Source organism: Aliivibrio sp. 1S128, assembly GCF_001691065.1.
Classification (GTDB): domain Bacteria; phylum Pseudomonadota; class Gammaproteobacteria; order Enterobacterales; family Vibrionaceae; genus Aliivibrio.
Window position 1 is genome coordinate 70,219 of record NZ_MAJV01000107.1, and the last position, 14,471, is coordinate 84,689.

At 40.5% G+C, this 14,471-nt stretch carries 11 protein-coding genes; 8 read left to right on the forward strand and 3 right to left on the reverse strand.

From position 1 onward, the window contains the following. The 3 genes from A6E03_RS14665 (at nt 1) to A6E03_RS14675 (ending at nt 5,884) form a co-directional block, all read left to right on the forward strand. A complete protein-coding gene (locus A6E03_RS14665; protein WP_065601153.1) occupies nt 1-3,096 on the forward strand; it encodes an efflux RND transporter permease subunit in 3,096 nt (1,031 codons plus the stop codon). Beyond that, nucleotides 3,083-4,564, forward strand: coding sequence for an efflux transporter outer membrane subunit (locus A6E03_RS14670; protein WP_083190374.1), 1,482 nt, complete (start codon nt 3,083-3,085; stop codon nt 4,562-4,564). The genes A6E03_RS14665 and A6E03_RS14670 overlap by 14 nt, the downstream gene beginning before the upstream one ends. Nucleotides 4,565-4,705: 141 nt before the next feature. Continuing rightward, nucleotides 4,706-5,884 carry a patatin-like phospholipase family protein gene (locus A6E03_RS14675; RefSeq protein WP_065592778.1) on the forward strand — a complete coding sequence of 393 codons (1,179 nt, stop codon included), beginning with the start codon at nt 4,706-4,708 and terminating at the stop codon, nt 5,882-5,884. Nucleotides 5,885-5,925: 41 nt separating this feature from the next. Here A6E03_RS14675 and A6E03_RS14680 read toward each other — a convergent pair whose 3' ends face one another. Further along, complete coding sequence (locus A6E03_RS14680; protein ID WP_065592779.1) at nt 5,926-6,840, reverse strand: LysR family transcriptional regulator; 915 nt, start codon at nt 6,838-6,840, stop codon at nt 5,926-5,928. Between the two features lie 189 nt (nt 6,841-7,029). Here A6E03_RS14680 and A6E03_RS14685 point away from each other — a divergent pair, with 189 nt between their 5' ends. From A6E03_RS14685 to A6E03_RS14695, 3 genes are all read left to right on the forward strand, one after another. Continuing rightward, nucleotides 7,030-7,341, forward strand: coding sequence for an Mg2+ and Co2+ transporter (locus A6E03_RS14685; RefSeq protein WP_065592780.1), 312 nt, complete (start codon nt 7,030-7,032; stop codon nt 7,339-7,341). Beyond that, entirely contained in the window at nt 7,338-8,369 is a 1,032-nt protein-coding gene (locus tag A6E03_RS14690; protein ID WP_065601154.1) for an HlyD family secretion protein, read from the forward strand. The genes A6E03_RS14685 and A6E03_RS14690 overlap by 4 nt, the downstream gene beginning before the upstream one ends. A gap of 120 nt (nt 8,370-8,489) precedes the next feature. Beyond that, nucleotides 8,490-9,002: a lipocalin family protein gene (locus A6E03_RS14695; protein WP_176703492.1), complete on the forward strand. Its 513-nt coding sequence runs from the start codon at nt 8,490-8,492 to the stop codon at nt 9,000-9,002. A gap of 47 nt (nt 9,003-9,049) precedes the next feature. Here the strand turns inward: A6E03_RS14695 and A6E03_RS14700 are convergent, their stop codons facing one another. After that, nucleotides 9,050-10,309: a hydroxymethylglutaryl-CoA reductase gene (locus A6E03_RS14700; RefSeq protein WP_065601156.1), complete on the reverse strand. Its 1,260-nt coding sequence runs from the start codon at nt 10,307-10,309 to the stop codon at nt 9,050-9,052. Nucleotides 10,310-10,652: 343 nt separating this feature from the next. On the opposite strand from A6E03_RS14700, the gene speA reads away from it, so the two are divergent. Both speA and speB read left to right on the forward strand, forming a co-directional pair. Continuing rightward, on the forward strand, nt 10,653-12,545 hold the full coding sequence (gene speA / locus A6E03_RS14705; RefSeq protein ID WP_176703493.1) for an arginine decarboxylase: 1,893 nt from the start codon (nt 10,653-10,655) through the stop codon (nt 12,543-12,545). Then, the gene (gene speB / locus A6E03_RS14710) at nt 12,545-13,471 is read left to right on the forward strand and encodes an agmatinase (RefSeq protein ID WP_065592785.1); all 927 of its coding nucleotides are present in this window, start codon (nt 12,545-12,547) and stop codon (nt 13,469-13,471) included. The genes speA and speB overlap by 1 nt, the downstream gene beginning before the upstream one ends. A gap of 61 nt (nt 13,472-13,532) precedes the next feature. Here speB and A6E03_RS14715 read toward each other — a convergent pair whose 3' ends face one another. Then, the gene (locus A6E03_RS14715; protein WP_065592786.1) at nt 13,533-14,441 is read right to left on the reverse strand and encodes a M15 family metallopeptidase; all 909 of its coding nucleotides are present in this window, start codon (nt 14,439-14,441) and stop codon (nt 13,533-13,535) included. Nucleotides 14,442-14,471: the final 30 nt, after the last annotated feature.

Genomic DNA, 14,471 nt, shown 5'->3' on the forward strand with positions numbered 1-14,471 from the left:
ATGAATTTAGCTGAATTTGCTATAAGACAACGAACCTTCGTTATTTTCTTTACCGTGTTGTGTGTGATAGCGGGTGGGTTATCGTATTTTAAATTGGGTAAATTAGAAGACCCAAGCTTTACGGTAAAAAGTGCCGTGGTTGTCACGCTATATCCTGGCGCTTCTGCTGAAGAAGTTGAACAGCAAGTGACAGACAAAGTCGAAACCAAATTACAAGAAATGGGTTCGCTTTGGAAATTACGATCGCTATCTAAACCGGGTATGTCGATGGTGTTTATTGATTTGAAAGAATCGATTTCATCAAAGCAATTACCTCAAGAATGGGATTTATTACGCCGTAAAGTTTCGGATGTGAAGCTTGGTTTACCAGCCACAGCACAGATAAGTATTGTGCAAGATGAATTCTCTGAAGTGTACGGCATGCTTTTCTCTGTTTATGGAGAAGATACGTCACCTGCCGATTTACGTTTATACGCGAAAGAGTTACAACGTCGTTTAAAAACGGTCGATGGGATTAAAAAAATTGAGCTACATGGTGTTCAAAACCAAGTGGTGAATATTGATATTACCGATGAGCGTTTAGCGGCTTATGGTTTATCTACCGTTCAAGTATTGAACCAATTAAATAGCCAAAACATGGTGTTCGATGCAGGCAGTATGGCAGCAGGTCATGAACGTATTCGTATTGATCAAAGTAGCTCATTCCAATCGCTGCAAGATATTCAAAATTTCACCCTAAAAGGGGGGATAAGTGAGCTAGGTACAGGACTTATCCGATTACAAGATGTTGCAGATGTATCAATGGGTTATCAAACGCCTGCGTTATCTCTAAGTCGTTATAATGGCATTGATGCCGTGACGTTAGCGGTGAGCCCTGTGAGTGGCATTAACGTAGTGAGTTTAGGCTCTAGTATTGATGAAGTGATTGCTGAGTATCAATCAACATTGCCTGTTGGCGTTGAAATTGGGGTTGTTGCTTTTCAGCCCGATGAAGTACAAAAATCGATTGATAATTTCGTTTTAAACTTATTAGAAAGTGTGCTGATTGTTGTCGTTGTATTGTGGATCTTTATGGGATTCAAAAGTGCGACCATTGTTGGAACCAGCTTGCTCGTTACGATATTATTAACGCTTGTTTATATGTATCTAGCGAGTATTGATTTACAGCGAGTCTCATTAGGGACCTTCATTTTAGCTCTGGGTATGCTGGTTGATAACGCCATTGTTATTACCGATATGTACACCTCAAAAGTAAAAAGTGGCATTGAAAAAACCAAAGCCGCGACCGATTGTATTCACGAAACGGCATTGCCATTATTAGGGGCAACGTTCATTGCCATTATGGGTGCGAGCCCGGTGTTATTTTCTCAAACCGATGCGGCTGAGTTTGCCGGGTCTGTGTTTAAAATCATGTGTTCATCGTTGCTGCTTTCATGGCTGGTTGCAATGACCATTACGCCACTGATGTGTTGGTTATGGTTAAAACCAGAAGTGGGCAGTGAAGAGGTCGTGAAGCCAAGTCGTTTTAAAAAGGTGATAGGTTGGACAGTAGATAATCCTAAAAAAGCGTTGTCTGCGGTGGTTCCGTTGCTGTTAATGACGGCGGTGGTTATCCCTCAAATCTCGGTTAACTTTATGCCAAGTTCGGATCGTCCAGTTGTATTCCTTGATTATTGGTTGCCAAATGGCGCTAAAATTGAAGAAACCTCAAAAGACATGAAGCGTATAGAAGCGTGGTTATTAGAACAACCTGAAGTGGATTTAATCTCAACTTATGTGGGCGCAAGTGCTCCTCGATTCTCAGTGACGGTAGAGCCAGAACCGTTTGACCCAAGTTATGGTCAAATAGTGATTAATACGGCTGATTACGACGCAATTAAACCGTTAATTAAACGTGGTGATGCGTGGTTAGAGAATGAATTTCCTCAAGCTGAACCAAGATTCCGTTCATTGAAACTGGCAACGAAAGATAAGTTCAGCATTGAAGCGCGGTTTACAGGGCCAGATCCAGATGTATTACGTGGATTGTCTCAAGAAGCTCAAGCGATTTTTAACGAGAACCCATACACCAAGTACGTGCGTGATGATTGGCGTCAAACCAGTAAAGTATTAGTACCCATCATTAACCAAGAACAGGCGCGTCGTGCGGGGATTAATCGTGCCGATATTGCAATGGCATTAAAACGCTCGTCAGATGGCATGATATTAGGAGCAATGCAGCAAGGTGATGAGTTAATTCCATTACTATTAAAAAGCCCTGAATCAAGTATGGCATCATTAGAAACCATCCCGGTAAAATCATTGTTAGGTATTCATTCTGTACCATTAGGCCAAGTTGTTGATGGATTTGAATTGAAAAATGAAGAAAGCATGATTTGGCGACGTGACCGTGTGCCATCAATTACGGCTCAAGCGGCGATTACAGATCAAACCGCAGCGAAAGTACGCTCACAAGTACTCGAAGAGATTGAAGCAATTCAACTGCCTTATGGTTACACATTGGAATGGGGTGGTGAATATTATGACGAACATCGTTCAATCATGGATACCTTCTCACAACTGCCAAAAGCATTGATCTTTATGGTGGTTATTTTGGTGGCTATGTTTAACGGCTTTAAGCAACCAGTGATTATTCTAACCACCGTGCCTTTGGCGGCGACGGGGGCAAGTTTAAGTTTACTGTTGTTTGATAAACCATTTGGTTACATGGCGTTAATTGGTGCAGTAGCGTTGTCTGGCATGATAGTGAAAAACGGCATTGTATTGATGGACCAAATTGAACTAGAACGTAAGCAGGGCAAGTTATTAGATGATGCGATTAAAGATGCAACGTTAAACAGAACCATGGCGATTTCATTAGGCGCATTAACCACGGCATTAGGCATGATCCCATTATTATCAGATAGATTATTTGACCAAATGGCAGCAACCATTATTGGTGGCCTTGCAGCGGCAACGTTCTTATCACTGCTAGCAATGCCTGCAATGTATAAATTGTTCTATAAAAATGATCGCTCAAATGCCGATATAAATGTCGAAATGACATCAATCAAAAACGAAATTAATATGAAGGATATCAACCATGAAAATGCATAAAGTATCGACAATAACGAAAGCATTTTTCTTGGCTGGTATATTGACAGGTTGTAGCATGACACCAGATTATACTCCGCCAGAAATGACCATGAGTGAAGCCTATACCCAGATTGAAGGCGTAAATGGCTCACAAACATTATCAAGTGATCTAGCGTGGTGGAAAGGGTTTAATGACCCAATATTAAACCAATTGGTTGCAGACGCGCAGCAGCAGAATATTCCGTTACGAATTGCTTCTGAGCGCATTAAAATGGCGCAGTCTTATCATGAAATGGTGTCGTCATTTAAAGTGCCAACCGTTAGCCTTGGTGCTGGGTATGTCAATTATCAAATCAGTGAAAATGATCCTTTATTAGGCGCTGCGGTTTCGCCTATTGGGGTACCTGCTGCGGCTCAACCTCTTGTTGGTTCTAGTGTGACATTAATGGACCAACAACAAGATGGTTTTGGTGTTGGTGCTACCATTGCTTGGGAAATGGATTTATTTGGTCGTATTGATAGCCAAGCTGATGCGGCTGAAATAAGAAAAGAACAAGTCGAGATTTACCGTAGTGGGCTAAACACCTTGGTAACGGCGGATGTGATAAGTAACTATTTGCAATATCGCGGCGCAATAGAGCGTAAAGCGATTGCAATGGGAACGATTGAAGATCAAAAAAGCACGTTGAAACTGGTAAGAAAAGTGGTTGATAACGGTTATGGCTCAGAGCTTGATATCTCTCAGGCAAGCGCCATGCTGGCGGCGACAGAGGCGATTATTCCCCAACTAGATATTGCGGCGAATATTCACAAACAGCGATTGGCTATTTTGTTAGGGCAACCGACCCGTTCATTAAACCTAGGTGATGATTCAATTGAACAAGTCACTCCAGAATTAGCCGGTATTATCCCTACTGGGCTGCCGTCAGATTTATTGCAACGTCGCCCTGATGTTCGTATGGCAGAGCGAGAAATAGCGGCAATGAATGAAGAGTTAGGTGCCGCTATCGCAAGTCGTTATCCGAAAGTATTTTTAACCGGCACGCCAGGACTCGTTGCAGGAGATTTTGATGATTTGTTTAACAGTGACTCTTTTGGTTGGATGGCAAGTGCGGGCGTAAGTTGGACGGTATTTGATGGTGGTAGAGGCGCCGCAATGGTTGATATTCAAGAAGCCCGTCTTGAAACATCAGTGCTTACTTATCAACACGCAGTAAATGGCGCCTTTGCAGAAGTAGAAACACTGCTGTTTGCTTATGGTAATAGTCAGAAATACCAAGCAAGTATTACTCAAGCACAGCAACAAACAGAGACCGCGTTAAGCAAAGCCAACGCTTTATATAACGCAGGCTTGATTGATTATCTGTCGGTATTAGATGCACAACGACAACACAATATGATGAAAGACAGAGTCGTGGCCGCTAAGTTACAAACCGCGCAATCAGTGGTGGGGTTACATAAAGCTCTGGGTGGAGAGTGGGAGATCTAGCGTCACACAGTAAATGGCTTACACCGTGAACTTTCATTGATAGCTCACGGTGAGAGTTGCATCAAATCACCACGTTATTACGGCTATCAAAGTACCGTTTACGTGCTCCTTTACGTTTTCTCAACATAAGAGAATGACACTATGTCCATTATTTCAATACTTAGGCAATGGCCTTTGATTATTTTATGCACTACATCTTTAATTGGTTGTGCTGCGCACGTCCCTTTTTCGGCCGTTCCAAATGAACAAAACGATCTGGTGTATCCGTTAGGAAAAGACAATTTACGTTATTGGGGAGACAGCAGTGATCTGTTCTTCGATGAAGTTTATTTATCTAATTTCCAACAAGAAAAAGACGACCATCATTACTTAGCGCTATCTGGTGGTGGTGCAAACGGAGCGTATGGCGCAGGTATTTTAACCGCATGGAGCGAGATGGGTGGAAGACCTGATTTTGATATCGTGACAGGGGTAAGTACTGGAGCATTAATTGCAGTTTTTGCGTATTTAGGTGAAGACTATGATGACGAACTCACTGAGTTTTATACCACAACTGAAACGGATGATATTTTTATTACAAAACGAATCCTTAATGTGTTGAGTGGAACGGCATTGTTAGACAGCTCACCATTGGAAAACACAATAAGAGAAACCGTCACAACAGAATTGCTTGATAAAGTGGCTGAATATAATGCCCAAGGTCGCTTATTATTGGTAGGCACAACCGATTTAGGCAGTCAGCGATTGTCAATTTGGAACATGGGGGAAATTGCGGCATTAAAATCTGACGAGAGCCAACGCTTATTTGAAGACATTATTTTAGCGTCAGCATCAATTCCTGGAGCGTTCCCAGCGGTGCGGATTAACGTTGAAGGAAAAGACGATACTTACCAAGAGCTTCATGTTGATGGTGGGGTTACAAGACAAGTTTTTTTAATCTCTGATTCTTTATCAGTAGTGAATAATCAAAATAAAAACCATCATATTTATGTGATAAGAAATGGGGAATTTGAGCCTAAAGTCGATGATCCAGAATTGAACTTGAATTACGTGGCTTCACGCTCATTGTCTACGTTAATTAAGTATCAAGGTCGAGGAGATGTCATGCGAATTTATAATTTAGCACAGCGATCAAACATTGATTTTTATTTTAGTCACATGGAAAGTGATATGGCATTGGCGGTAGAGCAAGACCCTGATCAGCCGTTTGATTCTACCTACATGCAGCACTTATATAAATATGGGTATGAACAAACTCTAATCGGTAATGTCTGGGATGATAAACCACCCCAATTTAATACCTTTTCGGTTGATCTTTAAGGCTTTGGCTTAATGAGATGCCTTGACGATGTGATGTTAAATTAGGTCATTTTAGGAGGAAGGATATTATCCACAATTTTTTCTATCCACTTAAATTTGGCCGAGTTCATGTGCTTGCTATTGTAGAACAAGCCTACTTTAATTTGGTTTCTTTTTTGTTCATCATCAATAGTCACATAAGAAAATTTGTGGTTATTTAATGTTTCTAACAAGCTTTTTGGGGCAATAAAAATACTGTCTCTGTGTTCGATGTAATTAAGCAGAGGGTTTACCGTTTGGCTACGGAAATTAGGATGTTTAGTCACTTCTTGAGTTGAGAACGTTTGTGCCAACATAGTATGTAGATTGAATTCAGGAACAATTAAGCCAACCAAATCGTAATTATAAATATCTTGTAATGGAATGTGCTGATGAGCTAAAGGGTGATCAACGCGACAGATCCCTATAAACGTTAGTAAGCCAATGGGTACTTGTCTAAGCTCTTTTGATATATCTAATGGGTAATAATTGATTGCAAAATCAAACTCCCCATTAATCAATTCGGCAGCGGTTTTTGGACTAAAATTATGTAATTCAATGTTTAGATTAGGTGCATCTTTGTTTATTGCTTCACAGATCTGATAACCATGAGTTTCAATAATAAACCCATTCATCGCAATCTTCATTTGCCCTGTTAATTGTTCTGGAGAAAAAGAATCTCCTTGCAGTGTGTGCTGCAGATCAGAGAAGATTTTAGGCAAACTTATCGCCAGTTCTTCAGCCTTTGGGCTAAGTTTTAATCCTCTCGATTGACGAATAAACAGTGGGTCATCAAATTCTTCACGTATTTTTGCTAAGGTACGGCTAACAGCGGGTTGGCTGGTATTTAATCGTTCTGCTGCTTTGTTTGTGTTTTTTTCTTGCAGCAGAACAAGTAATGTTTTCAGTATATTTAAATCCAGTTTTGAGATATCCATTGCTATTTTATTCCTCGCACAATACACATTCTTTTAACTTATATCATACAACTTTAAATATCAAATTTGTCATATCAGATATACAGTTTCGCCATTGGTTGCGTTGATGATTTTGGGTAACGTGAATTGTTTTTATTCATGGATACATACGTCTCAGGAAGAGTCATACGTTTTATTTATAGGTGATTTATGAAAATACATCCAACCAGTTTAGAATTTGATACTCTGCCGAGTGTTTATCCATTGCTTGATTCAATTATGTTTATGTGGTTTGTCGTTTTAGTTACTGTCGGCATACTCACGTGGGTAGTCGTTAAAGTTTGGCATATACATTCGCTTCCTAAGTATTTGGCAAAAGAAAAAGGGTTAGCTCAAGCTAAATTGATTTTTTGGATGTGTATTTTAGGCCTTATATGGAAGCCATTATGGGTGCTGGCTGTGCTCGCAATTGTGACGGATTGGGATAAAGTTCAATCTTGGTTCAAAGGAGCGCAATCATGAAAGAGATTATGCTGCCTTACATCTTAATTGTGTGGTTATTGTTTAAATTTAAGGTACTTAAACCTACAAGTCGTAATTATTTCATTACTACTTTTGTTGGGGTGATATTGGCTCTGGCTCTGTTTTTGGGTCATCGTTTTTATTCTCCAGCAGATTTAACCAATTCAACCACAGTGAAAGCGCCTCATGCTGTACTCTCTCCATCCGTTGGTCAGCATATTGATCAGATCTATATTGATCACAACCAACACGTAAAAAAAGGGGAAGTACTTTACCTACTTAAAGATGACAAAATCACGTCTGCCATTATTGAGGTGGAATCTGCTCAACTTGAGGTAGAAAAAAGCGTTGAAGCCAAACAAGTGGCATTACAACAAGCAGAGCGCAATCATAAACGTAATGTAGGAATGAAAGAACACGTATCGATTCGTGATACAGAAGAGTCCTTAGATTTGGTTGAAATGTTGATTGCAGATATTCATGTACTTGAAGCGAAGCAGCTTGGGTTAGAAGCGCAATTAAAAAACCTAAATTTTGAATTAGACCGTTTAACGATTACTGCTCCTTTTGATGGCATGGTGACGCACATATTTATTGCTGATGGATCTCGCATTGGTTCACTTCATTTATGGGATACCAGTAAAAAGTTTGTTGAAATGCGCATTCCCGATCAAGCGTATAAAAACATTAAACCAGGACAATTTAGTGAATTTTTTGTAACGGCATACCCAGGTGAGATTTTTAGAGCAAAAGTACACAGTGTTGTGAATGCAACGGGTGAAGCTCAAGGCAGTTTGTTACCTCAAGAGCAATCGGTATCTAGCCATATTCAACGAGGTTCTGCACCTGTAGGCCGAACTGTTATTTTAGAAATAGACCAACATACGATGGATATGCTACCCATTGGTGCAACAGGTTCAGCGTGGATAAGTGCAAATAAACCATATTCATTATTAGGTTTTATTGATGTTATTGGCGGAGCAACCGTTCGTTTAACTGCGGCAAAGTCTTATTTACAAGCAATGTAAATGGATAGAGCTAAATAGGTGTGATAAAAGAATAATAACGGCAAGTGATCTTTTTCATCATGGCTGCTGTATATAGTTTACCTACTTAAGTTAAGGGAGTTAACGATGATTAAAAACACAATGAGAATATTATTTGCAGGGATAAGTATGTTAGCGCTTAGTGGTTGTTTGGGAATGCCAAAAGGTGTTGAACCCGTATCAGGCTTTGAGCTAAACCGTTATTTAGGTAAATGGTATGAAGTGGCGCGGCTAAACCATTCTTTTGAAGAAGGGTTAAGCCAAGTCAGTGCCGAATACAGTGTTAATGAAGATGGAAGCGTTAAAGTCATTAACCGAGGCTATTCAAAAGAAGATCAAGAATGGAATGAAGCAGAAGGGAAAGCTAAGTTTATTGATGCAGAAGACCAAGGCTATCTTAAAGTCTCGTTTTTTGGGCCTTTCTACGGTTCATACGTGGTGTTTGAATTAGATAAAGAAAACTACCAATATGCGTTTGTATCAGGCCCTGATCTCGATTATTTATGGCTACTATCTCGAACCAAAGAGGTTGACCAAGAAGTGATTGAGCGTTTTGTATCAACAGCTCAATCTCTAGGTTTTAAAACAAATGAACTGATCTTTGTTGAGCAATAATTGATTGTCGCGTTAGTTAATGGGGGTTGGGAAATCCAACAGATTAACTAGCGCGCTAATTTATGATGCGCTCGTGAAAAGTGACCCGCACAAAATGCCCCCACAATGGATAGCTCGCCAGCAAGACATAATGCTGCACACACTTCCGCTAATGCTTGAGATTTACCTGAACCATGTAATCCCATGATTTCCAAACAGGCTTTTTGACTTGGTAATCCGGTACCGCCGCCAACCGTTCCTAACATTAGGTTTGGTAGTGTCACACTTGCGTACAGCCCCCCATCTCTATTCACTTCAATTCGTGTCATACCCACGGCCGATTCAGCCACGCAAGCCGCATCTTGGCCACATGAAATATATAACGCAGCCAATGCATTGGCGTAATGCGCATTAATTCCAATAGTGCCACTGAGCGTTGCGCCAACCGTACTCATTTGAGTAAATTGCATCATTTTTTCTGGCGTGGTGTGTAAATATTTCTTAACCAGTTCGGCTGGAATATGCACTTCTGCGGTTACTTTCTTACCGCGAACGCTACGAAGAGACTGGCTGCTGGCTTTTTTATCGCCCGATAAGTTGCCATCTAAATACGCATTTTCAGGCGTTATCGGAGAGTTATCCATGATGAATTCAAAAATAGCGTTAGTCGCAATGGTCACCATATTTTGACCAGAAGCATCACCGGTTAAAAATTCAAACACCAAATAGACATGATTGCCTTCAATACTGATATTAATATCACTGAGTTTACCGTGAGAGGTAGTCGCTTCAGCCAATTGTTTGAACGTATCGTATTGAGTGACGGCCCATGCCACAAATTGCCCAGCTTCGGCTAAGTTGTAAAATGCAAAGGCAGGAGTACGAGTGACGCCTTCATTTAATAACATGGCACTTGCACCACCGCAGGCAGTGATCAGCTGCGAACCTCGGCTATAAGAAGCGACTAATGCTGCTTCTGTCGTCGCAAGGGGAACGAGGTAATCGCCTTTGGCAAATAAACCATTCACGCGTAAAGGGCTAGTCAATCCAACGGGCACTTTGACTGTACCAATAAAGTGCTCGATGTTTTTTTCGTAGGCTTGGATTTGTGCTTGAGTATGCACATCAAGTAGCTCGGCTTGTAACGCAGGATCCGCTAATTTGTCCCAACGACGGATAAGGTTTTTATCGGTTAGGTAAGGGCTAGGTGTTAATTTCTTGGTTGGTTTTTCAAAATGAGGCATGAGCAATTGCTCTAATTTATCTGCAGAGATATCACTCCCTAAGATTGATACATAGTCACGGCGGTGCAGATTCAATTTTGGCATAAAAAACGTATATAACAGAAAATGTTGGGGATGATTTTACTGAGTAATAAATCAGAAACAAGGGGTAGATATAAACGGTTACATTTTGCTTGTATGTGTGATGCTTTTTAGTGCTAAAAGGAGGCTGTAAATAAGGCCATTATATTTCACATTTATCGACAAGTTTTTTTGATTATCACGATAAATATTCATTATTGGACTACCTTTTAATAATGTTAGTTAATGCCGTCAACACTTCGTTAGATTACGATGTTTGTTGGGTTATGCCTCGATATTCCAACGAGGTATTTTCTGTTGATGGCCCTATTGTGTGAGGTCTCTAGATTTGGAACATTCGGTTAATTTGGAACGCATCCGTGCTGAGTATAATGTAAAGCATTGGAGCCAAGGTTTTTACGGTATTGATGATAATGGTGAAGTGTATGTTTCACCACGCAGTGAATCAGATCATCAAGTCCCACTAAGTCATATTGTGGATCAATTAGAGCAGCGAAATATTGGATTGCCTGCTTTGGTTCGTTTTCCTCAAATCGTACATCAGCGTGTGCATAATATTTGTAGTGCATTTAACCAAGCGATTGAAGAATACCAATATGAAAACCATTATCTTCTTGTTTACCCTATTAAAGTAAACCAACAAAAAGAAGTGGTTGATGAAATTCTTGCAAGTCAGGCACAATTAGAACAAAAGCAATTAGGCTTAGAAGCGGGCAGTAAGCCTGAATTATTAGCCGTATTAGCATTGGCTCAAAAAGCGAGTTCAGTGATTGTATGTAACGGTTATAAAGACCGTGAGTACGTACGCTTAGCGTTGATTGGTGAGAAACTTGGTCACAGTGTTTTTATCGTTCTAGAAAAATTATCAGAATTAGATTTAGTTCTATCTGAAGCCAAAGCATTAGGGGTTAAACCACGCCTTGGTTTGCGTATTCGTCTTGCTTCTCAAGGTGCAGGAAAATGGCAAGCAAGTGGTGGTGAAAAATCGAAATTTGGTCTGTCGGCCTCTCAAGTATTGACGGTAATTAATCGTCTAAAAGCAGAAGATCAGCTTGATATTTTAGAGTTGGTGCATTTCCATCTTGGCTCACAAATGGCAAACATTCGTGATGTTCGTAATGGCGTAAGTGAAGCAGCACGATTCTATTGTGAATTACGTGACATTGGTGCTGAGCTAAAATACCTCGATGTTGGTGGCGGTTTGGCGGTGGATTACGATGGTACTCGTAGTCAATCATCTAACTCTATGAACTACGGTTTGGCTGAGTATGCACGCAATATCGTGATGACCATTGGTGACATTTGTCAGCTTTACTCACAACCAATGCCAGTGATCATTTCTGAATCTGGACGTTCGCTAACCGCGCATCACGCGGTGTTAATTACCAACGTTATTGGTACAGAAAGTTACACGCCAGAAGCAATTGAAAAGCCTCATGGTGACGATCCTCTGTTATTACACAATATGTGGCGTAACCTAGAACAGCTAGAGAATGGCAGTGATGACCGTGCATTAATTGAGATCTATAATGATACTCAATGTGACGTAGCCGAAGCGCATAATCAGTTTGCAACAGGCATGATTAACCTTCAACACCGCGCATGGGCAGAGCAAATATCTTTACGTATTAACTACGAGTTAAGCGTAAAAATGAGCACAAAAAACCGTTACCATCGTCCTATTCTTGATGAATTGAGTGAGCGTTTAGCGGATAAATTCTTTGTGAATTTCTCTTTGTTCCAATCATTACCTGATGCATGGGGTATTGATCAGGTTTTCCCTGTGTTGCCATTAAGTGGTCTGGATAATGCCGATGAACATCGCGCCGTTGTACTGGATATTACGTGTGACTCTGACGGTATTATTGATCAATATGTAGATGGTCAAGGTATTGAAACCACGTTGCCAGTGCCAGCATGGAACCCTGATGAACCGTACTTAATGGGCTTCTTCTTAGTGGGAGCATACCAAGAGATCTTGGGTGATATGCATAACCTATTTGGTGATACCCACAGCGTGGTTGTGAATGTTGATGAAAACGGCGAAGCGAATATTGATTACATCAATGAAGGCGATACCGTTGAAGATATGATGCGTTATGTGCATATCGATGTAGATTTGATCCGCCAAAACTACAAAGACATGGTAACAGCGAAAGTGGCAAAAGAAGAACAACAAAGCGTGCTTGAAGAGTTAGAGCAAGGCTTGATGGGTTACACCTATTTGGAAGATTTTTAATGAACGATTTATTTACTAAAAAAGATTATTCATTGTACTCAAATGCAATGACATTTATGCGTCGTCCATTGGTGCAAAATCCTATTGATAACGATGCTGATATTGTTGTATTAGGTGCGCCATTAGACATGGCAACCTCTGGTCGTCCAGGGGCGCGTTTAGGGCCTGATGCCATTCGTCGTGCATCGGTAAATCTAGCGTGGGAAGGCAAAAAATTCCCATGGGATTTTAATGTATTTGATCATACTAAAGTGATTGATGCCGGTGATTTAGTATTTGATACTGGCGATGCTGAAGACTTTACTGTACGCCTTGAAGCTGCGGCTGATGCAATTCTGGATAGCGGTAAAATAGTACTAGGTTTAGGTGGTGATCACTTTATTACTCTGCCATTACTTCGTTCTTACGCGAAAAAATACGGTGAAATGGCATTGATTCATTTTGATGCACATACTGATACTTACAGTCATGGTAGCCGTTACGATCACGGTACTATGTTCTACCATGCTCCGAATGAAGGTTTGATTTCGCCTGAGCATTCAGTGCAAATTGGTATTCGTACAGAGTATGACCAAAAAGATCATGGCTTTAATGTGATCAATGCGATGCAAGCGAATGACATGAGTGTTGATGCAATTATCGAACAAGTAAAAGGTATTGTTGGCGACAAGCCAGTCTACCTAACCTTTGATATTGATTGTCTTGATCCTGCGTTTGCTCCGGGTACAGGAACCCCTGTGTGTGGTGGCTTGAACTCAGATAAGATCTTAAAAATCATCCGAGGTTTACAAGGTATCAACATGGTTGGTATGGATGTGGTAGAAGTATCACCTGCGTATGACCAAAGTGATATCACAGCATTAGCCGGCGCGACGATAGCTCTTGAATTATTATATGTTTGGACGGCGAATCGTTTAAACAAATAAGAATTATAAGCTTTGAGTAAAAATAAACCCGTTGAATGAGAGTTCAACGGGTTTATGCTTTTCAGGATTTAAAGCAGCGAGATTCTGATACTTGTGCTTTCTTGTTTATTGCTTGCATAACCGCGCTAGGATTTGCTTTATACAGTCTATTTAACGAAGTCGTTGTCTTTAACTCTGTTTGTAAGTATGAACTGTAATCTTTGAATTTATTCATATTTTCTGAGCCATAGTTGTTCTGGCAAGATTGAACCCAATTAACGTAGCTCGTAAAAAATGCAGATGCCTCTTTGGCTGGCATTGCTGTCATCAAATACGCCATATCTCGGCTGGTCTGAAAGTGCTGAAAATCAATTGGCGTGTCCCAATAGCCACCCCAGTAAATGAATCCGTTTTTAGCAAAAAGAGTAATGACCTCTTCAGCAAATCCTTTTCTATCTTCCTTACCTAAACGTTGTAACATTCGGTTTGAATATTCGTGGCCTTTTAACGGTTTAAATGTTGCGGTTCCCCAAGAGGTAAATTCGACAAAAGGGTTTTGCAATGGATTGATATCAATCGCAACGCCATAGGCGTGTAATGAGAGAGACGATTTGCCCGTAATAGGGCGATAGTTAAATGCTGAGGTGTTATTGGCATCCATTGATTTAATATCGTTGCCAGCGTAATACTCGATGGGTTTTGCTTGGGCAATAGGGAAATGTTGTCGGTATAACTCACTAAAAATACGGTCAACAGAAGGGGCTACAGCATCTAGAACTACAACGGAACCTGTTTTTGTCTGACCTTTAAAATCATAGTGCTTGAATGAGACATTTCTTAAGCGGTTACATTGGATTGGTGCTTTAGTCGCCATTACGGTTTTAGTTGTCATCTCTTTGCATTGTGCCGCACTTAAATTGGCTACATTTGCTAACGAAGGCGTAGAGATAAAGCCAAGGATCAGAGAGCTGACAAGATAATATTTATTCATGAATCATCCTAGCGAATTGAGTATTGATTG